This is a genomic window from Enterobacter soli, assembly GCF_964208575.1.
GTDB classification, from domain to species: Bacteria; Pseudomonadota; Gammaproteobacteria; order Enterobacterales; family Enterobacteriaceae; genus Enterobacter; species Enterobacter soli_A.
On record NZ_CAXOFU010000009.1, the window covers coordinates 95,698 to 121,276 of the forward strand.

Consider the following 25,579-nt stretch of genomic DNA (forward strand, 5'->3'; position numbering starts at 1 on the left):
TGCCTGGAGGGACAAAGATCCCGTCAGGCGGCAAATTAGCGTCACGCTGGCGAGATTCTTAACGGGAAATGTATGCATATTGTTCACACTGAAGCAGACGGCGGTAAGGGCGGTCAGCCTTTGCGCATTATTAACGAATCGTCAGGGATGATTCAGCGTGGCCATCAGGTGACCATTCTCTGCCCAGAAACCGCGCCGCTGCACGAGATGGCGCGCAAAGCCGGGTTAACGGTGGTCACGATGCCGTTGAAGCGTAAGAACCTCAAAAACCTGCAGCAGCTGCGCCGCTGGCTGAGCGAGAACCGTCATTCGATTGATGTGATCAATAGCCATAATTCTGCCGATACCTGGCTGGTGGCGCTGGCGAACCTGACCCTGTCGAACCCGGTGCCGCTGGTGCGCACCCGCCACGCGTCCGGCGTGCCGCGCAATAACTGGACCACCCGCTGGCTGTTCCGCAAGGCGTGCGCGCACATCGTTACCACCGGCGAGGCGCTGCGCCTCCAGGTGGCGAACATTGGCGTGCCGATGTCTCAAAGCACCTCGGTGCCGAGCGGGGTGGATACCCGGCGCTTCCATCCGGCGGATAAGCACGAGGCCCGCGCCCACTGCGGGCTGTCGCAGGATGACTTCTGGCTTGGCGTGGTGTCGCACCTGCGTCCGAATAAAGGCCACAGCGTGCTGCTGCGCGCCCTGGCGGCGATTGAGAATCCGCATATCAGGCTGGCGATTGTCGGGGAAGGGCCGCATAAGGCCACGCTGGAGCGGGAAATCGTCGAGCTGGGATTACAGCAGCGCGTGGTGATGGCGGGGCATCAAAGCGATCCGGAGCGCTGGTTCCCGGCGTTTGATATCGCGCTCAGTCCGTCACACGATATGGAAGGGCTGCCGCAGGGCGTACTGCAATCCCTGGCATCGCGCATTGCCACCATCGCCACCGATGCGGGCGGGACGGGCGATGCGGTCATTAACGGTCAGACGGGGATATTGATCGCGCAGCGCGATGAAAAAGCGCTGCACGATGCGATTGTGAAACTCTACGACGACGCGGCCCTTCGCGAGCGGCTGGCGCAGCAGGGTTACGACTACCTGAGCACCCATTTCACCCGCGAATGTATGCTGGACGCGATGGAGAAAGTCTTCTCTGACGCGGCTCAGCGCAGCAGGTCGCGATAAAGCGCCTGGAGCTCCTGAGCCATCCGGTCGAGAGTATAAGGTTCAGCCGTTGCGCGCGCGGCGGCTGAATAGTTCACCCCCTCGCTGCGCCCTTTGAGCCAGCTGGCGATGGCCTCCTGATAGCCGGTCGCATCCAGCGCGTCGCGCACCCAGCCGTTTTTCCCCTCTTCGATCCACTCCGCCGCGCCGCAGCCGTGGCTGGTGAGCAGCGGCAGGCCGCAGGCCAGAGCCTCCACGCAGACGTTCGGGAACGGATCGTAAAGCGTCGGCAGGATCAGCGCGTCCGCCGTGCCGTACACTTCCCGCACGTCTGAAACCGGGCCGAGGAAGCGCACGCGTGACGCCACGCCAAGCGTGTGAGCCAGCTTTTCGAACTTGCGCGCGTGCTTATCGCGCCCGGCCACCAGCAGCCAGACGTCCCGGTGCGGCACGATGGCGCGCAGCGCGGTGGCAACGCCTTTGCGGCTAAACCCCGAGCCGACGTACGCCAGCACCGGCGCAGTCTCCGGAATGCCGAGCGCATCACGCCGCGAAAGCGCGCGCACGTCGGGGCTGAAGTGGGCGGTGTCTACGCCGTTGTAGATAACCGTCAGCCTGTCGTCCGGCAGCGCGAAGCGGCGGGCGATATCGTCGCGCACCATCTTCGAATTGCAGATAACGGTGCGCAGCTGCGGATGGGTAAACATCTGCGCTTCGGCCTGCAAAATATAGCGGTGATAGCGGCTGAACGACTGCGCCCAGCGCGCCAGCGGCGACAGAATGCGGCCATACTGCTCAAGCCAGGTGGCGTGCACGCCGTCCCCCGCGCGGAAGATCGTCGCGCCGGGAATGCGCTCGTGGCTTTGCACAATATCGAACTGGGCAAAATGCGAGGCGGCCTCCGCGGCAAAGCCGGACTCCCGGGCGATGCGGTTACGAAACGGCGGATTGACCGTCAGCGTTTTCCAGCCCGAGGCGTCTTCCCACTGGCGGGCAATCAGCGTCACGTCGAGCGTGGTGTCCTGCGCCAGCACGTTCAGGGCGCGGGAGACAAAGCGCTCCGCGCCGCCGTTGGGATTGTAGGTCTGTCGGACGATCGCAAGCTTCATGCCGGGGCGTCCAGCAGCAGCGTGTCGATAGCGCTCAGCACCTGCTGCGGCGTGATGGCGGTGATGCAGTCAGACACGCCGCTGTCGCCGCAGCCCGCTTTACCGCACGGCTGGCAGGTAAATCCGGCGGTGATGACGCGGTAGTTCACGCCCCACGGCGCCCACTTGATGGCCCCGGTCGGGCCAAAGATGGCGACGGTCGGCGTGCCGACGGCGCTCGCGAGGTGCATTGGCATGGAGTCAACGCCGAAGTAGATTCGCGCGTGCTTCATCAGCGCGCCCAGCTCTTTCAGGTTCAGCTGCCCGCTCAGGTCAAACACCGGCTGGGTCAGCGCGGCGCGCAGTTCGTCCATGTAGGCGGCCTCTTCTTTCGACGGTGCCGCAGAGAGGATAATCGGCAGGCCGCGCGCCGCCAGGCTGTCGATGGTGGCGGCCAGCTTTTTGATGTCCCAGGCTTTAAACATCCAGCGCGACGTCGGGTGAACCAGAATGTAGGATTTGCTCGCCAGCCCAAAGCCCGCCAGCTTCTCGGCGATAGACGCTTCCGCCGCATCGCCCGGCACAAACAGGGTGTGTTTGTCTTCATCGGACTGCGGATGAATGCCGATCCGGCGCAGGGCGTCGAGGTTCACCTCCACCATGTGGCGGCTGTTGTCCTGAATCGCCGGGTAGAGCGTGGTGAAGGATTTCACCCAGCGGCGACGCGCCAGGCCACCGCGTTTGTCCGGCTTAAAGCCCACGGAAACGCGCGGTTTAAGACGACGCGCCAGACGTGCGCCGTGCCAGTGTTCAGTCAGGTTGATCAGTACATCGTACTGACGCCCTTTCAGCGTGTTGAGCAGCGCGCGGTAGAGGCGGAACTGCTCGAACCAGCCCTTTTTGCGCCAGTTGCGGCCAATGGTATGGACCTGATTGATATGCGGATGGCTGGTCAACATCGCCTGGGTGTCGTCGTAGACCAGGGCATCGACCTCAACGTTCGGCCAGTTCTTCTTCAGCACGGTGAAGACCGGCGAAGTCAGCAACACGTCACCGTGATGACGCAGCTTAATAATCAGCACGCGCTTTGGCGGGCGCTCCGCTGAGAAAAAATCAGACATAGGCTCTCTCTGCTGCCAGCAACGGCTCTAATTGCGCAAATACCGCAGCGGCGCTGAGATCGCTCAGCTGCGATGAATGTTCCGGGCGGCAGATATGTTGATTTTTTCCGTAGCCGCCGATAAGACCCGGGTCCGTTGGGCCGTAAAGCGTAATATTCGGTCTGTCCAGCGCCGCCGTCAGGTGGCTGAGGCCGGTATCGACGGAGACCACCGCCGCGGCGCCGGCCAGCTCCTGCGCCACGCCGTCGAGCTTCATGCGCGGCAGCACGTCCACATAATCAAACCCTTCTGCCAGCCGCTTCGCCCGCGCCTCTTCGTGCGGCGCACCCCACGGCAGCCTGATGCGCAGGCCAGAGGTGCCCAGCAGGGCGATCAGCTCGCGCCAGTGTGCTTCCGGCCAGTGTTTGTCGTCGCGGGTGGTGGCGTGGAGGAAAATCAGATAAGGGGTGCTTTCCTGCGGCGAACCGTTAAGAAAATGCCGGGAAATGGCGTAATCGCCCTGCACGTCGGGTTTTGCATAGCCGAGGCTTTTCGCGAACAGCTCGCGGGTACGCTCTACGGCGTGCTGCTGCTTCGCAATGTGGTGACGGCGATTGTAGAACAGGCTTGCCAGCGGTTCGCGGGCGGTTTGCCAGTCCATGCCGTGCTTAACGCCGTGCGCCAGCCGGGTGACCAGCGCCGCGCTTTTGACCAGCCCCTGCGCGTCGATGATGGCATCGTAGCGCTGCGCCTGCACCGCCTCGCGAAAGGCCTGACGTTCGGCTTTGATCGGGGCGGAGAACCAGGCTTTGCGCCAGCGGCGAATCGCCACCGGGATCGTGCGGTCGACGGCTTCATGCCAGGTGGGGATTTGCGCGAAGCCTTCTTCCACCACCCAGTCAAAACGAATGCCGGGGATGGCCCGCATCGCGTCCGTCAGGGACGGCAGCGTGTGCAGAACATCGCCCATTGACGAGGTTTTAACGATCAGTACCCGCATTCGTTATCCTTCTTCGCTCAACAGTAGTTCGTTGAGCTCTTCGAGCACGCGCGCTGGCGTAATGTCGATCAGGCTCTGGTGATAGCCTTCTGCCGCGTCACCTTTGCGGACCTTGTGGTAGCCGGTGATGAGGCGAATGACGCGCGCTTTGTGCGACAGCGGCGGCGTGAAGTCCGGGCTGCTCGGGCCGTACAGCGCAACCAGCGGGCGGTTGAGCGCGGCGGCGACGTGCATCAGGCCGGAGTCGTTGGTGACTACCGCTTTGCAGGCGGCAAGCAGAATGACCGCCTGCTCCAGCTGGGTTTCCCCGGCCAGATTGCGGCACCAGGCCTGCTGCTCGCTGCTCAGGGTGGCGAGGATTTCGTTGCCCGCTTCGTGATCCTTCGCCGAGCCAAACAGCACAATCTGATAGCCTTCATCGATAAGCTGCTTCGCCAGTTCGGCATAGTGATAGTGCGGCCAGCGTTTCGCCGGGCCGAACTCTGCGCCGGGGCAGAAGCCAATCATCGGGCGCTCTGAGGAGAGGCCAAACGCGCTGCAGGTCTGGGATTTTTCGCCGTCGTTAACCTGAAGCTGCGGCCAGAGCAGCGGCTGCGGCAGATCTTTCGCGCTGCGCATCACGCCTTTGTCGTAGGCCAGCGCCACGTAGCGCTCGACCATCAGCGGCCAGGCCTCTTTATCCAGCACGCGCGCGTCGTTCAGCAGGCCGTAGCGCATTTCACCGCGCCAGCCGGTGCGGTGCGGCACGCCAGCAAAGAAGGGCACTAAAGCGGATTTAAACGAGTTAGGCAGCACGTAGGCGCGGTCGTAGCGCTTGTCGCGCAGGCTGTGACCGAGCTTGCGGCGTTCGCCAATTTCCAGCGCCCCGTGCCCGAGCGGCATCGGGATCGCGTCGTTAACTTCCGGCATCCGCGACAGCAGCGGACGGCACCACGCGGGTGCCATCACGTCGATTATCGCCTGGGGAAAGCGCGCCTTGAGCGTGCGATAGAGACTTTGCGACATCATCATGTCGCCCACCCATGAAGGGCCAACCACCAGAATCCTCATTGGTCGTCTGCCTTACGCGTCGCGGTTCAGCCAGGCCATATATTCCGTTACGCCTTCGGCGACGGTCTTGAACGGCTTGTCATAGCCCGCTTTACGCAGGTTAGTCAGATCCGCCTGGGTGAATGCCTGGTAACGGCCTTTCAGCTTGTCCGGGAACGGAATGTACTCAATGCTGCCTTTTTGGTGGTACGCCAGCGTTGCGTCAGCCACGGCCTGGAAGGACTCCGCGCGGCCTGTGCCCAGGTTGAAGATGCCGGACACGCCGTTTTCCCAGAACCACAGGTTCACGGCGGCCACGTCGCCCACGTAGACGAAGTCGCGCTTGAAGCCATCGCTGCCTTCGAACAGTTTTGGACTTTCGCCGTTGTTGAGCTGGGTGTTCAGGTGGAAGGCCACGCTCGCCATGCTGCCTTTGTGGCCTTCGCGCGGCCCGTAGACGTTGAAGTAGCGGAAGCCAACGATCTGGGAGTTGGCTTCTGGCAGAACCTGACGCACGTATTCGTCGAACAGGAATTTAGAGTAGCCGTAGACGTTCAGCGGCTGCTCGTACTCGCGGGATTCGATGAAGTCAGAGGTGCGTCCGCCGTAAGTGGCGGCAGACGAGGCGTACAGGAACGGAATTTCACGCTCCAGGCAGTAGTGCAGGATCTCTTTGGAGTACTGATAGTTGTTGTCCATCATGTACTTGCCGTCCCACTCGGTGGTGGAAGAGCATGCACCTTCGTGGAAGATGGCTTCGATCTCGCCGAACTCTTCACCTGCCATAATCTGGATAAGGAAGTCTTCTTTATCCATGTAGTCAGCGATGTTCAGATCCACCAGGTTTACAAATTTGGTGCCGTCTTTCAGGTTGTCCACCACCAGGATGTCGGTGATGCCTTTGTCATTGAGGGCTTTAACAATGTTGCTGCCGATAAAGCCCGCGCCGCCGGTAACGATGATCATAACTGTAACCTTTGAAGTGTGGAGCCCGGGGACAATCCCGGACGCTAATGTTTCTATCATATCATTAGTATGGCTGCCCTTCAGCCATTCACCGACATACACTTCTTCCTTCAAGTTGCCTCGGCGTTGGCTGCGTTCAGAAACCCCGGTCACATAGTTATCTATGCTCCCGGGGATTTCTTCTCTTGCCGCCTTGATGCATCTTGAATGATTTTGTGTATATGCGGCAAAGGTTACGCGTGATTTATGCTGCAAAAACGAGAAGAGATAATGTGTCATCTCGTCATGAAGTATAGGTTTGGGTAATATGTGCCGAAATTTGCCGAGTCTGGAGAATTGCAATGCGTGGTGATTTTTACAAACAGTTAAACAGCGACCTGGACACCGCACGTGCGGAAGGGTTGTTCAAAGAAGAGCGCATTATCACGTCCGCGCAGCAGGCGGACATCACCGTTGCCGATGGCAGCCACGTGATCAACTTTTGCGCGAACAACTACTTAGGTCTTGCGAATCACCCAGAGCTGATTGCCGCTGCCAAAAACGGCATGGACACCCACGGTTTTGGTATGGCTTCCGTGCGCTTTATCTGCGGCACCCAGGACAGCCACAAGCAGCTTGAGCAAAAGCTGGCGAACTTCTTAGGCATGGAAGACGCGATCCTCTACTCCTCCTGCTTCGACGCCAACGGCGGCCTGTTCGAAACGCTGCTGGGCGCAGAAGACGCGATTATCTCCGACGCCCTGAACCACGCCTCCATCATCGACGGCGTGCGCCTGTGCAAAGCGAAGCGTTTCCGCTACGCCAACAACGACATGGTCGAGCTGGAAGCGCGCCTGAAAGAGGCCCGTGAAGCGGGGGCTCGCCACGTGCTGATCGCCACCGACGGCGTATTCTCCATGGACGGCGTGATTGCCAACCTGAAAGGCGTGTGCGACCTGGCGGACAAATACGATGCGCTGGTGATGGTCGATGACTCCCACGCGGTGGGCTTCGTCGGCGAAAACGGCCGTGGCTCCCATGAATACTGCGACGTGATGGGTCGCGTGGACATCATCACCGGTACGCTGGGTAAAGCACTCGGCGGCGCGTCCGGCGGCTATACCGCCGCGCGTAAAGAGGTGGTGGAGTGGCTGCGTCAGCGTTCCCGTCCGTACCTGTTCTCCAACTCCCTGGCACCGGCCATCGTTGCAGCCTCTATCAAGGTGCTGGAAATGGTGGAGTCTGGCGCCGAGCTGCGCGACCGCCTGTGGTCTAACGCCCGCCTGTTCCGTGAAAAAATGAGCGCCGCAGGTTTCACCCTGGCCGGTGCCGATCACGCCATCATCCCGGTGATGCTGGGCGATGCGGTCGTGGCGCAGAAATTTGCCCGCGAGCTGCAAAAAGAAGGGATTTACGTCACCGGGTTCTTCTTCCCGGTGGTGCCAAAAGGTCAGGCGCGTATTCGCACCCAGATGTCTGCGGCGCATTCGCCTGAACAAATTGAACGTGCGGTTGAAGCCTTTACCCGCATCGGTAAACAGCTGGGCGTGATTGCCTGAGGACGTGAGATGAAAGCGTTATCCAAACTGAAAGCGGAAGAAGGGATTTGGATGACCGACGTGCCGGAGCCGGAAGTCGGTCATAACGATCTGCTGATCAAAATTCGTAAAACCGCCATCTGCGGTACGGACGTGCACATCTACAACTGGGACCAGTGGTCGCAGAAGACCATTCCGGTGCCGATGGTTGTTGGCCACGAGTACGTCGGCGAAGTGGTCGGCATTGGTCAGGAAGTGAAAGGCTTTAAGATTGGCGATCGCGTGTCTGGCGAAGGCCATATCACCTGCGGTCACTGCCGAAACTGCCGCGGCGGGCGCACTCACCTGTGCCGCAACACTGTCGGCGTGGGCGTAAACCGCCCTGGATGCTTCGCGGAATACCTGGTGATCCCGGCTTTCAACGCGTTCAAAATCCCGGACAACATCTCTGACGATCTGGCGTCTATCTTCGACCCGTTCGGCAACGCGGTCCACACGGCGCTGTCGTTTGACCTGGTGGGTGAGGACGTGCTGGTGTCTGGCGCGGGCCCTATCGGGATCATGGCGGCGGCGGTGGCGAAACACGTCGGCGCACGCAACGTGGTGATCACCGACGTAAACGAATACCGCCTGTCTCTGGCGCGCAAAATGGGCGTGACCCGCGCGGTGGACGTGTCTAAAGAGAGCCTGACCGACGTAATGGAAGAGCTGGGCATGACCGAGGGCTTCGACGTGGGCCTCGAGATGTCCGGCGCGCCTCCGGCGTTCCGCACCATGCTCGACACCATGAACCACGGCGGCCGTATCGCGATGCTCGGTATTCCGCCGTCAGACATGTCTATCGACTGGAACAAAGTCATCTTCAAGGGGCTGTTCATCAAAGGCATTTACGGCCGCGAGATGTTCGAAACCTGGTACAAGATGGCGGCGCTGATCCAGTCGGGTCTGGATCTGTCTCCCATTATTACCCATCGTTTCTCCATCGATGAGTTCCAGCAGGGCTTTGACGCGATGCGTTCAGGCCAGTCCGGTAAAGTGATTCTGAGCTGGGATTAATGCTGACATTTGGCACCCGAATTATCGGGTGCCAATACCCCTTTTCGTGGTTTGACTTTCCAGAGGTTACTTGTTAACTTTTGGCGAATTTTTCTCCACCCTGTCTTCTCCGCACGGATATCTTTTGCAATCGGATTGATGTCGTCAGGAAAGAATTATCCAGGCTTATCAGGTCATTATGTCCACACTGTTTTCGCAAAAACTGGTTGCTACACCTGCGCGGGTCACGACGACGATTTTTGTTATCATTTCCCTGCTTATTGTCGTTGGCGTGAATATTTTAAATGCAAAATATAATGCCGTGATTAACCGAACGCTGGTGTTTTTATTAATCCTGCTGACGTTAAAATGCATCAATAATAAACTTATTCGAAATGTGCTGGCGGCGGTGCTATTAATTCCGGTGGCGGCAGATTTGACTCTCCAGCTCTATGCGTGGAACAACTTTAATTCCGCATTCAGCTATGGCTTTGCGCTCAGCGTATTAAATACAACGCCGGGGGAAGCCAGCTCGATGCTCGGGCTTTACTGGCGCGAATGCATTATTTTCGTGGCGATCTCCGCGTTATTTATTTACACCGCCAACACCGGCTGGTGGCCGGTTGCCCCCCGTTTTCGCCGCTGGCCGGGCATTGTTCTGGCCCTAACGCTGCTCGCCTTTTTCGGCCAGGCCTGGCAACACCAGCTCAGAAAAAGCAACGTTGAAAGCCTGACGCAGCGCGTGGTGCAGGCAACGCCGGTGAGCACCGCAAAAGTCTTTATGCAGGCGATTGAAGATAACGCCGTGGTCGCCAATATCGGCAACAACATTCCCGATTATAAAATTACGCTCTCGGATACCGGCATCGAAAACTACGTGCTTATCGTCGGTGAGTCGGAGCGTGCCGTTAATATGGGGATCTACGGCTATCCGCGTGATACCACGCCGGAGCTTGTTAAGCAGAAATCGCAGCTTTTACTCTTCCGCAACGCCGTGACCCCCGCGCCGGTGACCATTATGGCCGTGCCGTTAGCCTTGACGGCGGATACCGTCAGCGGTCGCGATCCGCATAAATACAGCGATAACGTGATTAACATCGCCAATAAAGCGGGATATGACACCTACTGGTTCAGCCGCCAGGGCAAGGGCGGGGCGCATAATAACGTCATCACCGGCATCGCCATGAACACCAAAGAGCATCAGTGGGTGGAAGGGGGCTACGATGAAGACCTGCTGCCGCTGCTGAATGAGGCGCTGAAAAAGCCGGGCAAGAAGCTCATCGTGCTGCACATCTACGGCAGCCACGAACCGGCCTGTCGTCGCTTCCCGGCGGACCAGGCGGTTTTACACGGCGCAGGTGAAGCCGACGACTGCTACGACAACTCGGTGCGTTATACCGATACGCTGATGGGCAACATTTTCCGCACGCTGGAAAACTCCCGCTCGTCGGTGATGTACTTCTCCGACCACGGGCTGGTGCGCGATCCGCAGCGCGCGGTGGTGTACTCCCACGGCAACGTCAACCCGCCGAGAGAGGCGCTGCATATCCCGATGTTCATCTGGTATGGTCAGCAGGTTGATTCTAAAAATAAAATGCTCGGCGATTACGATAAAACCTGGTCCGCTGATGACGTCAACACGCTGGCGGAGCTGTGGCTGGGTATTCACCGCCAGGGCGAGCCGGTGAATACCGTGCAGTCCTGGCTGGCCGGTTACAATAAGAATGTCACCGTGCTGGACACGACCGGAAAGTCATATGAATGGCGCAATATTCGTTAACACAGGTGCGATCAACTTGCGATGAGTTGTGTGCTAGCCTGCGTTGTTTTTTGTATAAATGGAATGATGATGATTAATGTAAAACAAGAAAGGGTTCAGTTTGCGTTATTGCAATTACTCTTTGGACTGTGTGCGATAGCATTTGGTTGTGTAATTGTTTCACCCAATTTTTCAGCTAAGGTGTTGAGTCTGGCGGGAATTGTGGCTCTCATTATTTTCTTAATGGACATCAAAAATTTCAGGAAGAATGACGCATTCTGGATGTGCCTAATCCTGCTCATTATCGGCGTTTGCGATTTGGTGTGGTATCGAATGTTCAAGGTGGAAAGTGCGGCGATAAACTCATATCGCGCCTACCTTGAAGCCGGGAAAATCTGTTTGTTTGGTGCCTTTGCAATCTTTGTTTTTGCGAACAAGAGCCAGCTTAAAACAGGCAGCAATAAGATTCATGTCCTGCTTGTCATTGCCCTACAGGTGATGATTATTGCCTATGCAGGCTATCAGCATTTGTTCCTCGAAACGAAAAGGGTGTCACTGGCGCTGACGGGCGGTACGGATGCGACGGGGGCGGCCTATACGGTTGCATTTATCTCGTTCTACACCATTCTGGTGCTGCAACACAGTACGACTAAATGGAAAGAGCTGCTTATTCTGGGGCATTTTTTCACTACCTTCCTGGTATTGGTCGCCACCGAAACGCGTGCCGCTATTTTGGCCTATCCGATTATTTTCTTCGGTCTGCTGGTGGTTAAGCTCTACAAAGAGAAACATATTCCGTGGAAGGGCGTAGCTGTTTTCATTTTCGCATTGTGTGCAGGTGCTTTCATGATGAAAGATAATCTGGTGCAGCGATATAATGACCTTAACCGTGACATGGCTGCGTATAATAAAGATGACACCAGAACATCGATGGGCGCACGTCTTGCTATGTGGGAAACCGGCCTTACTGCGTCAAAAGGTCTTTATTTCTGGCAATCAACCGACGAACGAAACGCTATTATCGTTGCAGAAGTTAAAAGAGATATAGGTCTGCGCGGCGCGTTGGATCATATGAACGGGCACCTGCATAATGAAATTGTTGAAACCCTTTCAGTTAAAGGTCCATCGGGCGTCATTTTGTATATCCTGTTTGTTATTTCCCTCGCCTGGTATGCTTACCGGAAGCTCAACAGCATTATTCTCTGCGCGTTCTTAGTTTCATTCGTGATGTTTGGGATCAGCGGCGTGATGTTCTATTCTAAAACCACGCCGGTTGCCTGGATGTTGACGTTAATAATGTCGATTGTCTTCCTCGAACAAAACAAACACCGTGATGTCATAAAGTAAGCGTTTTGATTCTCCACCGGGAAAAAGGTATTCTCCCGGTGGAAAAATGTCATTTAACAGACGAGCCCGCCATGAACGAACTGATTTCAGTAATCATCACCACCTACAACAGAGAAGATTTGCTGGAACGTGCCGTTCGCTCAGTAATTGATCAGACCTGGCCTGCCGTAGAATTGATTATTGTTGATGACTGTTCGAACGAAAAAACGACTCAGCTTATCGAGCGTCTGCGTCCCGAGTGTGAAGCGCGTTTTGTGCATTTCACCTATGAACGCAATGAGAAAAACAGCGGCTCGAACTTCAGCCGTAACCGCGGCTACGCGCTCTCGCACGGCGTGTATGTGACGGGTCTGGATGATGACGACTACTTCCTGCCCGAGCGTCTGGCGAAGCTGGTTGCGCGTTACGATGAAAAGTACGCCTTCGTCACGGACACTCCCGCGCGTCTGGACAAAACTCACCGCACCTACCCGGACACCAATGAGAAAAGAATCATTGGCTTACAGGATATTCTCTGTGAAAACGTGGTCGGCAATCAGGTGCTGACAACCCGGGAAAAATTACTGGGCGTTGGCGGCTTTTCTCCGGAAATTAAGCAGCAGCAGGATCGCGATGTCTGGATCAAATTAATCCTGAAATACGGCCCGGGCATTAAATACAGCTTTAGCACCGCAATGGTGGACGCCGAACACGGCAGCAACCGAATTACTTCGCAAATTAAAAAATACAACGCGTATCGCAAGCTCTATTTTAAATATCGCCAGCATATGTCTGAAACGACAAAAAGTAATAACCTGTTCCAGCTAATGTCATTTCGTGGGTTTACATCCTCGCGCATGAACGGCTTATTACGTGGCCGCAAGAAAGACGCTAAGTTAAGAATGAAGTTGCTACGCCGTACGTTAAAAGAGATGTTCTGAGCGTGCGCAAGGGTGGAAAGATGAATCTCAACCTGATTAATAAACTGATCAAGAAAACGCGGCGCTGGCACAAGAAAACCGGGCTTTCTCTTTTTCAGCGTGCCGCGATGCACTTCGAGCAGAAGAAGAAAGCGACGATCTTTGGCGTTATCGACGCGCTTGGCGTCCAGCCGGAATCCGCCAGCGAGGCTGCCCCCGCGCCCTCGCGCATCATCTGGATCTGCTGGTTTCAGGGGCTGGAAAGCGCGCCTGAACTGGTGAAACGCTGTATTGCGTCGGTCAAGCGCAATGCCCCGGATGCGCAGGTTGTTATCCTGACGGATGACAATATTCCTGACTATCTCTCATTGCCGGAACACGTTAAAACGAAATACCAGGCGGGGCTTATCAGTAAGGCGCAATATTCAGATATCGTGCGCTGCTCTTTGCTCTTTCAGTACGGCGGTATCTGGATGGACGCCACGGTCTTTATGACCAAAGCCGTGCCGGAGTCCTTCTATGAAAAGACCTTCTCGTCGCTGCGTTTTGACGCGCAGGAAAATGCGCTGAGCCAGGGATACTGGACGGCCTATTTTCTGGCGGCGCAAAAGGGTAATTCGCTGGTGAAACTCGTCCGCGATATTCTTTATCGCTACTGGCAGCATCACGATACCCTGATTGAGTATTTCCTGATTGATTACAGCTACCTGTACGCCCGAGAGAGATACCCGGCTTTCCGTGAAATGATGAACGCGCAGCCGGTAACCGGAAATAACCGTTTCCTGATCCGCCAGTACATCTCTGGCGCGCCGAATGCGGCGGCGATGTCGGCGTTAAGCCGCGATCCTGTGGGCATCTATAAGCTTTCGCACAAAGAAAAATACCTGACGTCGGATAACGGTCAGCCCACCCTCTACAGCCAGATCCTCGACGGCTCCTTCAGCCTCCAGTGACAAAAAAGCCACCTTCACAGGTGGCTTTTTACCATCAGGACTTCTTGCCCCAGCCCTGCCATTGCTGCTGCACGTATTTCACCAGCGTGCTCTCGCTAATACTCTCGCCCACGACGGAGAAGAATCGCGTCGCGTAAACCGGCTCAAGCGGCTGCTTCGGTCTGCAGTTCATTACGCCGCTGAACGGATTGCGCGGGGCAGGCTTTCCGGGCCGGGCGCTGTTCGGCGTGGAGGTATCCACCTGCGGCTCATTGAGCAGGTCGCTCGGGCGAACCAGGGTGATATCAGAAGGCAGCGTCGGCAGCATCTGCTGCAGGACGCGCACGGTAGACGGATGCGGGTGACCGATAGCGATGGCGGAGCCGTTGCGGCGCGCCAGCTGCACCGCGCGGTTGAACTGAACGCGGATATCCGCGTCGTTCTGCGTATCGTCGAGGAACACCTTGCGCTTGATGACCTTCACGCCGGTGCCCTGCGCCGCGCGCATCGCCTGGCTGTTGCCGATGGTCATGCTGTCGAGGAAATAGAGGTTATAGCGCTCCAGCGACTGCATGACTTTCAGCATCCCGTACAGGCTGGAGGTCATCGCGCTGCCCATATGGTTATTCAGGCCCACGGCGAAAGGCACCTTGTTGTACGCGTCGCGGATAATGCGATCGATCTCATCGCTGCTCATGTCCGGGCGAAGGGTGTCTTTTTCCAGCGGCTGTTTACTGAGAGGGGCCATCGGCAGGTGGATCAGCACCTGGTGCCCGCTGTTGTGGGCTTTTGTCGCCATTTCCCGTGCGTGCGGGGCATTCGGGAGGACGGCGACGGAGATCGCTGACGGCATCGCCAGCACCTGATTTTCATAGTGTGGGCGATAACCGAAGTCATCAATCACAATGGCGAGCTTGCCTGCGTATACCGGTGCAGCCAGCGCCAGTGCGCTGACGACGGAGAAAAACATTCGACGAAATTGAAGCAAAACTTATCTTCCCAACCACGGCTGTGGATTGACCGCCTGACCCTGGCGACGAATTTCGAAATAGAGTGACGGGCGGCCCTGACCGCCACTGCTGCCCACGAGGGCGATGGGTTGGCCTGCGCGTACCTGAGTGCCCACGCTGACCAGTGCGCTCTGGTTGTAGCCGTAGAGGCTCATGTCGCCTTTACCGTGTTCCACGACGACGACAAGCCCGTAACCCTGCAGCCAGTCGGCCAGGATCACGCGGCCATCGGCGATGGCTTTTACTTCGCTACCTTCAGACGCACCGATAACTATCCCTTTCCAACGTAGCTCACCCTGGAGCTGTTCGCCATAGCGATGGAGGATAGAACCGCGAACGGGCCAGTAGGCCTGACCACGTGGAGAGCCCAGTCCGCCGGTGCGGGACATGAGCGAGCGCTCGCTTTCGCTCGGTTTGTAGGTGGTGCCTTTGCGGGAGGCTTCCTGCTGCTTGTCGCGCACGGCCTGCGCTTCTCGCGCCTCTTTCTCGGCGCGCGCTTTCGCGGCCGCTGCCGCACGGGCAATGCTGTTGCGCAGCTTGGATTCGTTGGCGCGCATTTCGCTCAGCTGGCTCTGGCCTTCCTGAATGGACGACTCCAGCCCGGCAAGCGTCTTCTTACGCTCGTTGCGCGCCTGCTCCAGCTTCGCCTGCTGGGCCTGCTGATCGTAAAGAAGGGTCTGCTGCTGGCTCTGCTTCTCTTCCAGCTCGGCTTTTTGCGAGGCCACTTCTTCGCGGGTTTGCTTCAGCTGGGCGATAGTCTCCTGACGCGCCTGGTTCAGATAGCCGAAATAGGCCTGCAAGCGCTGACCGCGCTGAGTCTCTTCGCCGCTGAGGATCAGCTGAATGCCGGTGTGCTCGCCCTGACGGAATGCCGCATCAAGCTGAGCCGCAAGATTGCGCTCCTGGCTGGCGCGCTGGCGCTCCAGTTTCGCAATCGAGGCATTCATGTCGTCGATCTGTTTATTGAGCAATGCGAGGGTGTTTTGCGTTTCACGCAGCTTGCGGGCGGCGGCGGAAATGGCTTCTTCCTGTTGCTTAAGCTGGGCGAGGAGCGATGAACGCTGCTGCTGTTGCTGGCGTACCGAGCGCTCTTTGGCGGCGATATCGGCCTGAATGGATTTCAGCTGGTCACGGTCGTCCGCATGAGCAGACGGCGCGCACAGCAATACGCCAGCGCTGAATGCGCTGGCGTAAAACAGGGCCCTGACGGATAACCGAAGCGGCTTCACGACCCATGTGATTGAATAAATCGCCTTTCCCCTCATGGGGAGCGATTATTCCACGATGAACAGCGGCTTGCCAGTCATCTCTTTAGGGATTTCCATACCCATCAGCGTCAGCATGGTTGGCGCGATGTCGGAAAGCTTGCCGCCTTCAACCGCTTTCAGTGATTTATCACCGACATAAATCAGCGGAACAGGCAGGTTGGTGTGGGCAGTGTGCGCCTGGCCGGTCGCCGGATCGCGCATCTGTTCTGCGTTACCGTGGTCGGCGGTGATCAGCAGCTGGCCGCCAACGGATTCAACCGCTTTCGCAACCTGCTCAACGCAGCGATCCAGCGCTTCAACCGCTTTAACCGCCGCTTCCATCACGCCGGTGTGACCCACCATGTCGCCGTTCGGGTAGTTACAGATGATGGTGTCGTACTTGCCGCTTTCGATAGCCGCAACCAGCTTTTCCGTCAGCTCGGCAGAGCTCATTTCTGGCTGCAGATCGTAGGTCGCGACTTTCGGCGAGTTGATCAAGATACGGTCTTCACCTTTGAACGGCTCTTCGACGCCGCCGTTAAAGAAGAAGGTGACGTGCGCGTATTTCTCGGTTTCGGAGATACGCAGCTGGGTTTTATCGTTTTTCGCCATCCACTCACCGAAGGTATTTTCCAGTGAAGCCGGTGGGTAAGCGCATGGCGCTTTAATGTCGGCGGCGTATTCGGTCAGCTGAATGAAGTCGAGTTTCACCACTTTCTTACGGGCGAAGCCGTCGAAATCGCTGTTGACGAACGCACGAGTAATTTCACGGGCGCGGTCAGCACGGAAGTTCATGAAGATCAGCGCGTCGCCGTCTTCCATTGCGGCATCCGCCTGGCCTTCCGCACGAATCACGGTCGCTTTAACGAATTCGTCGTTCTCGTCGCGCGCGTAAGCGGCTTCCAGACCTTCAACCGCCGTTGCGAACTGGAATTCACCTTTCGCCAGGGTCATCAGGTCGTAAGCTTGTTCAACGCGATCCCAGCGGTTGTCGCGGTCCATTGCGTAGTAGCGGCCAATGATTGACGCCACGCGGCCTTTGCCCAGCGCGGCAAATTTGTCTTCGAAGGCTTTCAGTGAGCCTTCCGCGCTGCGTGGTGGGGTGTCGCGGCCATCAAGGAAAGCGTGCAGATAGATTTTTTCCGCGCCGCGTTCTGCTGCCAGTTCAACCATCGCCATGATGTGATCTTCGTGGCTGTGTACGCCGCCCGCGGAGAGCAGGCCCATGATGTGTACCGCTTTGCCTGCCGCAACGGCTTTATCTACCGCACCGGCCAGGGTCGGGTTGGAGAAGAAGGTGCGTTCTTTAATTTCAACGTCCAGACGGGTCAAATCCTGATAAACGATACGACCTGCGCCCAGGTTAACGTGTCCAACTTCGGAGTTGCCCATCTGGCGGTCCGGCAGACCCACTTCCAGGCCAGAGGCGTCAATCAGGGTATGAGGGCGTTTCGCCCACAGTGCATCCATCACTGGCGTTTTGGCGTTGAAAATAGCGTTATCCTGGCTGTCTTCACGGTAGCCATAGCCATCCAGAATCACCAGTACCATAGGTTTTTTAGAAACCGACATTGCGACAACCTCATGCTCAAGAGTCAAAAATTTGCGTAATTTTACTACAGCTGAATCGATCAAATAGCCGCGGAAGATCAAAGAATGCGTAGGGGCAAGGCGCTTCTCAGGTCATTTTCGGGCTTTTTTTTCGTGGCATCCCGCAGAAAATGGATTAGCTTATTGTCGCTGGCTGTATTTGCCACAACGCACAGGTATACTCCTGTCCTGGTTTTTTTAATCACTAAGACGGGAGTTGTTACCCCCCATGCAAGAAATTATGCAATTTGTTAGCCGCCACCCGGTACTGAGCATCGCGTGGATCGGTCTTCTGGCCGCTGTATTATTCACCACCTTTAAGGGCCTGACGTCTAAAATTAAGGTCATTACCCGCGGTGAAGCCACGCGCCTGATCAACAAAGAAGACGCCGTCGTTGTCGACCTGCGTCAGCGTGATGATTTCCGTAAAGGTCACATTGCAGGCTCTATCAACCTGCTGCCAGCTGAAATTAAAGCGAACAACATTGGCGAACTGGATAAGCACAAAGCCCAGCCTATTATCGTTGTTGACGGTACAGGTATGCAGGCTCAGGAATCCGCAAGTGCGCTGACCAAAGCTGGCTTTGAAAACGTATCTGTACTGAAAGAAGGCATTTCCGGCTGGAGCGGGGAAAATCTTCCTTTGGTTCGCGGTAAATAAGGAGTTCAGTCATGGCCAATATCGAGATCTACACCAAAGCAACCTGCCCGTTCTGCCATCGTGCGAAGGCGTTGCTGAACAGCAAAGGCGTTACCTTCCAGGAGCTGCCGATCGATGGTGACGCAACAAAACGCGAAGAGATGATTCAACGTAGTGGTCGCACGACGGTTCCGCAGATTTTTATTGATGCGCAGCACATTGGCGGCTGTGATGACTTGTATGCGCTCGACGCGCGTGGTGGACTCGATCCCCTGCTGCGCTAAGAGACTTTAGGACAATTAAAAAGGGTTTTTCCATGTCAGAACAAAACAACACCGAAATGACTTTCCAGATTCAGCGCATCTACACCAAAGATGTCTCTTTCGAAGCGCCAAATGCGCCACACGTTTTCCAGAAAGATTGGCAGCCAGAGGTTAAACTTGATCTTGATACCGCATCCACCCAGCTGGCGGATGATGTGTATGAAGTTGTGCTGCGCGTTACCGTTACCGCGTCTCTGGGCGAAGAAACTGCATTCCTGTGCGAAGTACAGCAGGGCGGCATCTTCTCCATCGGCGGTATCGAAGGCAACCAGATGGCGCATTGCCTGGGTGCATACTGCCCGAACATCCTGTTCCCGTATGCTCGCGAATGCATCACCAGCCTGGTTTCTCGCGGTACATTCCCGCAACTGAACCTTGCGCCAGTTAACTTCGATGCGCTGTTCATGAACTATCTGCAACAGCAGGCTGGCGAAGGTGCTGAACAACATCAGGATGCCTGATGAGCACTGTTAATGCGTCAATGACTGTGATCGGTGCCGGCTCTTACGGCACCGCTCTTGCTATCACGCTGGCGAGAAATGGTCACGATGTGGTCCTGTGGGGCCACGATCCTAAACATATCGCGACGTTGCAACACGACCGCTGCAATGTGGCGTTCCTCCCGGACGTTCCGTTCCCTGATTCCCTGCACCTGGAAAGCGATCTCGCCACCGCGCTGGCCGCCAGCCGCAATATCCTGATCGTGGTGCCAAGCCACGTGTTTGGTGAAGTGCTGCGCCAGATCAAGCCGCTGATGCGCCCTGATGCGCGCATTGTCTGGGCGACGAAGGGGCTGGAAGCGGAGACCGGACGCCTGCTGCAGGACGTTGCCCGCGAAGCGCTGGGCGACGACATTCCGCTGGCGGTGATCTCCGGGCCGACCTTTGCCAAAGAGCTGGCCGCTGGTCTGCCGACGGCCATTTCGCTGGCGTCCACCGATCAGGCTTTCTCTGACGATCTCCAGCACCTGCTGCACTGCGGCAAGAGCTTCCGCGTTTACAGCAACCCCGATTTCATCGGCGTGCAGCTGGGCGGGGCGGTGAAGAACGTGATTGCGATTGGTGCCGGGATGTCTGACGGCATCGGTTTTGGTGCGAATGCGCGTACGGCGCTGATCACCCGCGGCTTAACCGAAATGTCCCGTCTTGGCGAAGCGCTGGGCGCGGATCCTGCCACCTTTATGGGCATGGCGGGTCTGGGCGATCTGGTGCTGACCTGTACCGACAACCAGTCGCGTAACCGCCGCTTTGGCATGATGCTCGGTCAGGGCAGCGATGTGAAAGGCGCGCAGGAGAAGATTGGACAGGTGGTTGAAGGCTACCGCAATACCAAAGAAGTCCGCGAGCTGGCACACCGGTTTGGTGTCGAAATGCCAATAACCGAGGAAATTTATCAGGTATTGTATTGCGGAAAAAATGCGCGCGAGGCAGCATTGACCTTATTAGGTCGTGCGCGCAAGGACGAGCGCAGCAGCAACTGAGCCGGAACCTTTGTCACCTGAATGACCCAGCCAGCGCAGAACTGGCTGGTCATTACTATATCGTCTGGAGTAAGCAATGCCGTGTGAAGAACTGGATATCGTCTGGAACAATATTAAAGCCGAAGCCCGGGCTTTGGCCGACTGCGAGCCTATGCTTGCCAGCTTCTATCACGCGACGCTTCTCAAGCACGAAAACCTCGGTAGCGCCCTGAGCTATATGCTCGCCAACAAGCTGGCGTCCTCCATTATGCCTGCCATCGCCATTCGTGAAGTGGTGGAGGAGGCCTACGCCGCAGACCCGGAAATGATCGCCTCTGCCGCCTGTGATATTCAGGCCGTGCGCACGCGTGACCCGGCTGTCGATAAATATTCCACGCCGCTGCTGTACCTGAAAGGTTTTCATGCCCTTCAGGCCTACCGCATCGGCCACTGGTTATGGAATGAGGGCCGCCGCGCGCTGGCTATCTTCCTGCAAAACCAGGTTTCTGTGACCTTCCAGGTCGATATCCACCCGGCGGCGAAAATTGGCCGCGGGATCATGCTCGACCACGCCACCGGCATTGTGGTGGGTGAAACGGCGGTGATTGAAGATGATGTGTCGATCCTGCAGTCGGTCACGCTTGGCGGTACGGGCAAAACCAGCGGCGATCGCCACCCGAAAATCCGCGAAGGGGTGATGATTGGTGCGGGTGCCAAGATCCTCGGCAATATCGAAGTGGGTCGTGGCGCGAAGATCGGCGCGGGCTCTGTGGTGCTACAGCCTGTTCCTCCGCACACCACCGCCGCTGGCGTACCGGCGCGTATCGTCGGCAAGCCAGACAGCGATAAGCCGTCGATGGATATGGATCAGCACTTCAACGGCATTCACCACACGTTCGAGTATGGTGACGGCATTTAACTTCTGAGAATGGCGCCAGCGTATCCCAGCTGGCGCCACGCCTCGTACACCACCACCGACACCGCGTTAGACAGGTTCATGCTGCGGCTGTCCGGCATCATCGGAATACGAATTTTTTGCTCAGCGGGCAGGGCATCGAGAATGCTGGCCGGCAGGCCGCGCGTTTCCGGGCCAAACATCAGATAATCCCCTTCCTGATAGCTCACTGCGCTGTGCGCTGGCGTACCTTTGGTGGTCAGGGCAAACATGCGCTGCGGTTTTTCGGCGTCCAGAAACGCGGCGTAATCCTGATGGCGAACCACGGCGGTAAATTCATGGTAATCCAGCCCCGCGCGGCGCAGGCGCTTGTCGTCCCACGTAAAGCCCATGGGCTCGATGATATGCAGGCGAAAGCCAGTGTTCGCGCACAGGCGGATGATATTGCCGGTATTGGGTGGAATTTCTGGTTCGAATAAAACGATGTTAAGCATGCTGCCCCCTTAATTGCGGTGGGAAGCATAGCAGATTTTATTTTTTGCCTCTTCCTGTGGGCTAAGGGATCGCCTTTAATCCTAACCCTCTCCCCAAAGGGGCGAGGGAATGATTCTGTGCGAACATTATTTTGTGGGGAGCCCTCTCGCAGCAGGAGAGGGCTGAGCTAACGCCTTACGCCGCATCCCCCTGCGCCAGCGGTGCCAGCGCCGCTGGCAGCTTACGCAGCTCTTGCACCAGCGAATCCTGGCTGATTTCGCCGATGGATTTCGCCCCGGTCAGCGTCATCGCCACCTTCATCTCTTTCTCGATCAGGGTCAGCAGATTGGCGACGCCCGCCTGGCCGTGGGTCGCCAGCGCGTACAGGTAAGCGCGTCCCAGCAGCACGCTGTCGGCACCCAGCGCAATCATGCGCACCACGTCCAGCCCGCTGCGAATGCCGCTGTCGGCCAGGATCGCGATATCCCCTTTCACCGCATCAGCAATCGCCGGCAGCGCGCGCGCGGAGGAGAGCACCCCGTCAAGCTGGCGTCCGCCGTGGTTAGACACCACAATCCCGTCAGCGCCAAAGCGCACGGCGTCGCGGGCATCTTCCGGGTCGAGAATGCCTTTGATCACCATCGGGCCATCCCAGAATTCGCGGATCCACTCCAGATCTTTCCACGAGATAGACGGATCGAAGTTGTTCGCCAGCCAGCCGATGTAATCTTCCAGCCCGGTCGGCTTCCCGAGATACGCCGAGATGTTCCCGAGATCGTGCGGACGCCCGTTCAGACCCACATCCCACGCCCACTGGGGATGGGTTACCGCCTGCCAGTAGCGGCGCAGGGCGGCATTCGGGCCGCTCATGCCGGAGTGCGCATCGCGATAACGCGCGCCCGGGGTCGGCATGTCGACGGTAAACACCAGCGTTGAACAGCCCGCCGCCCTGGCGCGCTCCAGCGCGTTGCGCATAAACCCGCGGTCGCGCAGCACGTACAGCTGGAACCACATCGGGCGCTTGAGGGTCGGCGCGACCTCTTCAATCGGGCAAACGGACACGGTAGAGAGGGTAAACGGAATGCCTTTGGCGTCTGCGGCGGCGGCAGCCTGCACTTCGCCGCGGCGGGCGTACATGCCGCACAGGCCGACCGGCGCCAGCGCAACCGGCATGGAGAGCGTTTCGTTGAACAGCGTTGTCTCAAGGCTCAGGTCGGACATATTTTTCAGCACGCGCTGGCGCAGCGCGACGTCCGACAGGTCTTCGACGTTGCGGCGCAGCGTGTGTTCGGCATAGGCCCCGCCGTCGATGTAGTGGAACAGAAACGGCGGCAGTATGCGCTGTGCGGCGGCGCGATAGTCGCTGGCGGCTGAAATAATCATACTTTGTTCTCCCTGGAAATATCATTGTCGCCGGGCAGGCGGGTGATACGCGCCTGTCGGGCCTGATCTTCATCGAATCGTTTGATGGTGGTATGGACGAAGCCCAGATGCGCCATCATCGCTTTGCGCGCGGCATCGGCATCCCCGTCCAGAATGGCGTTAAGCACCGCGTCGTGCTGCTCGGTGAGCTTCGCAAACACCGGCGGCACCAGATACATGCGCTGGCGGCTCTGCTTCACGGAGGATTGCAGCAGGTCGAAGAACCCGCGCATGGTCTGGAGCAGCACCACGTTGTGCGAGGCCTCGGCAATGGCCAGATGGAAGCGCACGTCGGCCTGCGACGCGATATCCGGATCGCTGCTCTGGGTGGCCTCAAAGCAGGCTTTGAGCTTCTCTTTGTCCGCGTCGGTGGCGCGCATCGCCGCGTGCCAGGCGGTGCTGGCTTCGATGGCGTGGCGGGCTTCAAGGATATCGAAGCTGTAGTCGGGGTCGTTTTCCATCAGCGTTTTGAGCGGCTGAACGATGTTTTGCTCCGACCAGTCATCGTGCTGCCAGCGCACGAAGGTGCCGCCACCGCGACGGCTCAGCAGCACCCCTTCGTTCACCAGCGTCGCCAGCGCTTCGCGCAGTGAGTTTCGCGATACGCCGAGCTGGGCGGCAAGCTGGCGCTCGGCGGGCAATTTCATGCCCGCTTCAAGCTGTTGTTCTTCAATCAGCGCCCGCACGCGAGAGGCAATCTCGTCGGACAGGCGCCTGGGCATCACTATCATGGAATCATCCAGGTTAAGACATAGGCCTGCAGGGTGGTGATTACGCCCACCATGCAGGTAAATATCAGGCTGTGTTTAACGGTAAAGCGGAACAGATCCGACTCTTTCCCCACCAGTCCCACCGCGGCGCAGGCAATGGCGATGGATTGCGGCGAGATCATCTTCCCGGTCACGCCGCCCGTGGTGTTAGCCGCGACCAGCAGCACGTCCGATACGCCGATTTGCTGCGCGGCGGTGGCCTGCAGGGCGGCGAACAGGGCGTTAGACGACGTATCTGACCCGGTCAGGAACACCCCCAGCCAGCCGAGGAACGGCGAGAAGAAGGTGAAGGCATGGCCGGTATGCGCCAGGGCCAGCGCTAGCGTCGAGGAGAGACCGGAGTAGTTCGAGATAAACGCGAACGCCAGCACCATCCCGATGGAGTAAATCGGCAGCGCCAGCTCTTTGATCGTACTGGCGAAGGCCTGCACCGCGTCGGCGGGCTTCATGCGCAGCCACACCACAGAAAGGATAGCCGCAAACAAAATGGCCGTGCCGGTCGCGGAGAACCAGTCGAATTTATAGACCGCCGCGTAAGGCGTCGCATCGTGAACCACCGGCGGCATACGGGCGACCATCTTGTCGAGGAACGGCACGGAGATGTTGATCACCATGTCGTACAGCGCGCCGCCCGGGGCGAACTGCGCTTTAAACGGCGGGATGCTCCACAGGGTTACGGTGGCGGTCAGGAACAGGAACGGCGACCACGCGCGAACGACCTGGCCTGCGGTGTAGCCCGTGCGCGCCAGGGTTTGATCGACCTGAGAAGCGCCCATATCGGCAAAGCGGAAAATACGCACCGGCTGCCAGCGCTTGAGGAACAGCGTCAGGCACACCAGAGAGACCAGCGAAGAGATAATGTCCGGCAGCTCCGGGCCGAGGAAGTTCGAGCTGAGGTACTGGGCAATGGCGAACGAACCGCCCGCGACCATCACCGCAGGCCAGGTCTCTTTCACCCCGCGCCAGCCGTCCATGATCGCCATGATCCAGAACAGCACGATGATGGTCAGGAACGGCAGCTGGCGGCCCACCATCTGGCCGATTTCAAAGCTGTCCAGCCCGGTCACCTGTCCGGCCACCAGAATCGGGATGCCCATCGCGCCAAACGCCACCGGGGCGGTGTTGACGATCAAGCACAGTCCCGCGGCGTACAGCGGGTTAAAGCCCAGACCGACCAGCAGCGCGGCAGTGATGGCCACCGGCGCGCCGAACCCCGCCGCCCCTTCCAGGAACGCCCCGAAGGAGAAGCCGACAATCAGCATCTGTAAGCGCTGGTCCGGCGTGATAGAGAGAATCGACGAGCGGATGATGTCGAACTGCCCGGTTTTCACCGAGATTTTATAGACGAAGACCGCGGCAATGATTATCCAGGCAATCGGCCACAGCCCGTAGAAGAAGCCATACACCACCGAGGCCAGCGCCCGATCCACCGGCATTTTGTAGAAGAACAGCGCCACCAGCAGGGCGATGGCAACGGTGTACGTTGCGGCAAGGTAGCCCTTCAGCTTGAGCTTAATCAGCGCAAAGAAGAAGAACAGGATCGGGAGCGATGCGATCAGGCTCGACAGCCAGATATTCCCGGCCGGATCGTAGTTTTGTTGCCAGAGGCTCATGCAGGTCTCCTGGGGACCGCACAGTCAGCTTCGCGGTGAGTCTGCGCTCATCTCGGCGTCACAGCCTGTGTAAAAGTGGTCCTGCCAATAGTGTGATGTAGGGTTAATGACAATGAATGGTTAACCAAATGTTATGAGTGGGCAATGGTTTTGTAATCTGAGTTGCTGAAACTGTGAACGTTTGACGGTTTTGGGGTTGAATTGGTAGGACCAAACGCGCGGTGTGTTTTTACGGGCTGCCGCGGCGCGGATCGACAGGAAAACAGGCGGTGAGTGGGGATTTTTTTACGCCGCGGAGGGTTAACAAGA

Annotated in this window: 24 protein-coding genes; 12 read left to right on the plus strand and 12 right to left on the minus strand. The window is 57.8% G+C overall.

Annotated features, from left to right (window positions below):
- The first annotated feature begins 72 nt into the window (after positions 1 to 72).
- Positions 73 to 1,176, plus strand: a complete 1,104-nt coding sequence (locus AB6V08_RS11510; protein WP_368542773.1) for a glycosyltransferase family 4 protein — start codon at positions 73 to 75, stop codon at positions 1,174 to 1,176.
- Here AB6V08_RS11510 and AB6V08_RS11515 read toward each other — a convergent pair.
- The 5 genes from AB6V08_RS11515 to rfaD are packed head-to-tail and all read right to left on the minus strand — an operon-like array spanning position 1,155 to position 6,338.
- A complete protein-coding gene (locus AB6V08_RS11515) occupies positions 1,155 to 2,264 on the minus strand; it encodes a glycosyltransferase family 4 protein (protein ID WP_368542774.1) in 1,110 nt (369 codons plus the stop codon). The genes AB6V08_RS11510 and AB6V08_RS11515 overlap by 22 nt on opposite strands.
- The gene (rfaQ, locus tag AB6V08_RS11520) at positions 2,261 to 3,364 is read right to left on the minus strand and encodes a putative lipopolysaccharide heptosyltransferase III (protein ID WP_368542775.1); all 1,104 of its coding nucleotides are present in this window, start codon (positions 3,362 to 3,364) and stop codon (positions 2,261 to 2,263) included. The genes AB6V08_RS11515 and rfaQ overlap by 4 nt, the downstream gene beginning before the upstream one ends.
- Positions 3,357 to 4,343, minus strand: a complete 987-nt coding sequence (gene rfaC, locus AB6V08_RS11525; protein WP_368542776.1) for a lipopolysaccharide heptosyltransferase RfaC — start codon at positions 4,341 to 4,343, stop codon at positions 3,357 to 3,359. Before rfaC ends, rfaQ begins: the two co-directional genes overlap by 8 nt.
- 3 nt (positions 4,344 to 4,346) lie before the next feature.
- Positions 4,347 to 5,393: an ADP-heptose--LPS heptosyltransferase RfaF gene (rfaF, locus tag AB6V08_RS11530; RefSeq protein ID WP_368542777.1), complete on the minus strand. Its 1,047-nt coding sequence runs from the start codon at positions 5,391 to 5,393 to the stop codon at positions 4,347 to 4,349.
- A 12-nt stretch (positions 5,394 to 5,405) separates the two neighbouring features.
- Entirely contained in the window at positions 5,406 to 6,338 is a 933-nt protein-coding gene (gene rfaD / locus AB6V08_RS11535) for an ADP-glyceromanno-heptose 6-epimerase (RefSeq protein ID WP_368542778.1), read from the minus strand.
- 341 nt (positions 6,339 to 6,679) lie between these two features.
- Here rfaD and kbl point away from each other — a divergent pair, with 341 nt between their 5' ends.
- The 6 genes from kbl to AB6V08_RS11565 all read left to right on the plus strand — a co-directional run bounded on the left by kbl (position 6,680) and on the right by AB6V08_RS11565 (position 13,848).
- A complete protein-coding gene (gene kbl, locus AB6V08_RS11540; protein ID WP_242174418.1) occupies positions 6,680 to 7,876 on the plus strand; it encodes a glycine C-acetyltransferase in 1,197 nt (398 codons plus the stop codon).
- A gap of 9 nt (positions 7,877 to 7,885) precedes the next feature.
- A complete protein-coding gene (gene tdh / locus AB6V08_RS11545) occupies positions 7,886 to 8,911 on the plus strand; it encodes an L-threonine 3-dehydrogenase (RefSeq protein ID WP_108417303.1) in 1,026 nt (341 codons plus the stop codon).
- A 178-nt stretch (positions 8,912 to 9,089) separates the two neighbouring features.
- On the plus strand, positions 9,090 to 10,670 hold the full coding sequence (locus tag AB6V08_RS11550; RefSeq protein WP_368542779.1) for a phosphoethanolamine transferase: 1,581 nt from the start codon (positions 9,090 to 9,092) through the stop codon (positions 10,668 to 10,670).
- A gap of 69 nt (positions 10,671 to 10,739) precedes the next feature.
- Positions 10,740 to 11,996, plus strand: a complete 1,257-nt coding sequence (locus tag AB6V08_RS11555; protein WP_368542780.1) for an O-antigen ligase family protein — start codon at positions 10,740 to 10,742, stop codon at positions 11,994 to 11,996.
- Positions 11,997 to 12,067: 71 nt separating this feature from the next.
- Positions 12,068 to 12,916: a glycosyltransferase gene (locus AB6V08_RS11560; protein ID WP_368542781.1), complete on the plus strand. Its 849-nt coding sequence runs from the start codon at positions 12,068 to 12,070 to the stop codon at positions 12,914 to 12,916.
- Positions 12,917 to 12,936: 20 nt separating this feature from the next.
- Positions 12,937 to 13,848, plus strand: coding sequence for a capsular polysaccharide synthesis protein (locus tag AB6V08_RS11565; protein WP_368542782.1), 912 nt, complete (start codon positions 12,937 to 12,939; stop codon positions 13,846 to 13,848).
- Positions 13,849 to 13,882: 34 nt separating this feature from the next.
- Here AB6V08_RS11565 and AB6V08_RS11570 read toward each other — a convergent pair whose 3' ends face one another.
- Genes AB6V08_RS11570 through gpmM form a run of 3 tightly spaced genes read right to left on the minus strand, consistent with a single transcriptional unit; the run spans position 13,883 to position 17,656 of the window.
- Positions 13,883 to 14,815, minus strand: a complete 933-nt coding sequence (locus tag AB6V08_RS11570; protein ID WP_368542783.1) for a divergent polysaccharide deacetylase family protein — start codon at positions 14,813 to 14,815, stop codon at positions 13,883 to 13,885.
- 3 nt (positions 14,816 to 14,818) lie between these two features.
- Entirely contained in the window at positions 14,819 to 16,078 is a 1,260-nt protein-coding gene (gene envC, locus AB6V08_RS11575) for a murein hydrolase activator EnvC (RefSeq protein WP_368542840.1), read from the minus strand.
- A 33-nt stretch (positions 16,079 to 16,111) separates the two neighbouring features.
- Positions 16,112 to 17,656, minus strand: a complete 1,545-nt coding sequence (gene gpmM, locus AB6V08_RS11580; protein ID WP_368542784.1) for a 2,3-bisphosphoglycerate-independent phosphoglycerate mutase — start codon at positions 17,654 to 17,656, stop codon at positions 16,112 to 16,114.
- 247 nt (positions 17,657 to 17,903) lie between these two features.
- Here gpmM and AB6V08_RS11585 point away from each other — a divergent pair, with 247 nt between their 5' ends.
- The 5 genes from AB6V08_RS11585 to cysE all read left to right on the plus strand — a co-directional run bounded on the left by AB6V08_RS11585 (position 17,904) and on the right by cysE (position 21,015).
- Positions 17,904 to 18,335: a rhodanese-like domain-containing protein gene (locus tag AB6V08_RS11585; RefSeq protein WP_368542785.1), complete on the plus strand. Its 432-nt coding sequence runs from the start codon at positions 17,904 to 17,906 to the stop codon at positions 18,333 to 18,335.
- Positions 18,336 to 18,346: 11 nt separating this feature from the next.
- Positions 18,347 to 18,598 carry a glutaredoxin 3 gene (gene grxC / locus AB6V08_RS11590; RefSeq protein ID WP_014068373.1) on the plus strand — a complete coding sequence of 84 codons (252 nt, stop codon included), beginning with the start codon at positions 18,347 to 18,349 and terminating at the stop codon, positions 18,596 to 18,598.
- 32 nt (positions 18,599 to 18,630) lie between these two features.
- Positions 18,631 to 19,098 (plus strand): protein-export chaperone SecB, encoded by a 468-nt coding sequence (secB, locus tag AB6V08_RS11595; protein ID WP_003860835.1) that lies wholly within the window; start codon positions 18,631 to 18,633, stop codon positions 19,096 to 19,098.
- On the plus strand, positions 19,098 to 20,117 hold the full coding sequence (gene gpsA / locus AB6V08_RS11600) for an NAD(P)H-dependent glycerol-3-phosphate dehydrogenase (protein ID WP_368542786.1): 1,020 nt from the start codon (positions 19,098 to 19,100) through the stop codon (positions 20,115 to 20,117). Before secB ends, gpsA begins: the two co-directional genes overlap by 1 nt.
- 76 nt (positions 20,118 to 20,193) lie before the next feature.
- Positions 20,194 to 21,015 carry a serine O-acetyltransferase gene (cysE, locus tag AB6V08_RS11605; RefSeq protein WP_008502718.1) on the plus strand — a complete coding sequence of 274 codons (822 nt, stop codon included), beginning with the start codon at positions 20,194 to 20,196 and terminating at the stop codon, positions 21,013 to 21,015.
- On the opposite strand, the gene trmL is transcribed toward cysE, so the two are convergent.
- From trmL to lldP, 4 genes are all read right to left on the minus strand, one after another.
- Positions 21,012 to 21,485 (minus strand): tRNA (uridine(34)/cytosine(34)/5-carboxymethylaminomethyluridine(34)-2'-O)-methyltransferase TrmL, encoded by a 474-nt coding sequence (gene trmL / locus AB6V08_RS11610; protein WP_368542787.1) that lies wholly within the window; start codon positions 21,483 to 21,485, stop codon positions 21,012 to 21,014. The genes cysE and trmL overlap by 4 nt on opposite strands.
- Positions 21,486 to 21,660: 175 nt before the next feature.
- A complete protein-coding gene (gene lldD, locus AB6V08_RS11615; RefSeq protein WP_368542788.1) occupies positions 21,661 to 22,848 on the minus strand; it encodes an FMN-dependent L-lactate dehydrogenase LldD in 1,188 nt (395 codons plus the stop codon).
- Entirely contained in the window at positions 22,845 to 23,618 is a 774-nt protein-coding gene (gene lldR / locus AB6V08_RS11620) for a transcriptional regulator LldR (protein ID WP_368542789.1), read from the minus strand. Before lldR ends, lldD begins: the two co-directional genes overlap by 4 nt.
- Positions 23,615 to 25,270, minus strand: coding sequence for an L-lactate permease (gene lldP / locus AB6V08_RS11625; protein WP_368542790.1), 1,656 nt, complete (start codon positions 25,268 to 25,270; stop codon positions 23,615 to 23,617). Before lldP ends, lldR begins: the two co-directional genes overlap by 4 nt.
- Between the last annotated feature and the right edge of the window lie 309 nt (positions 25,271 to 25,579).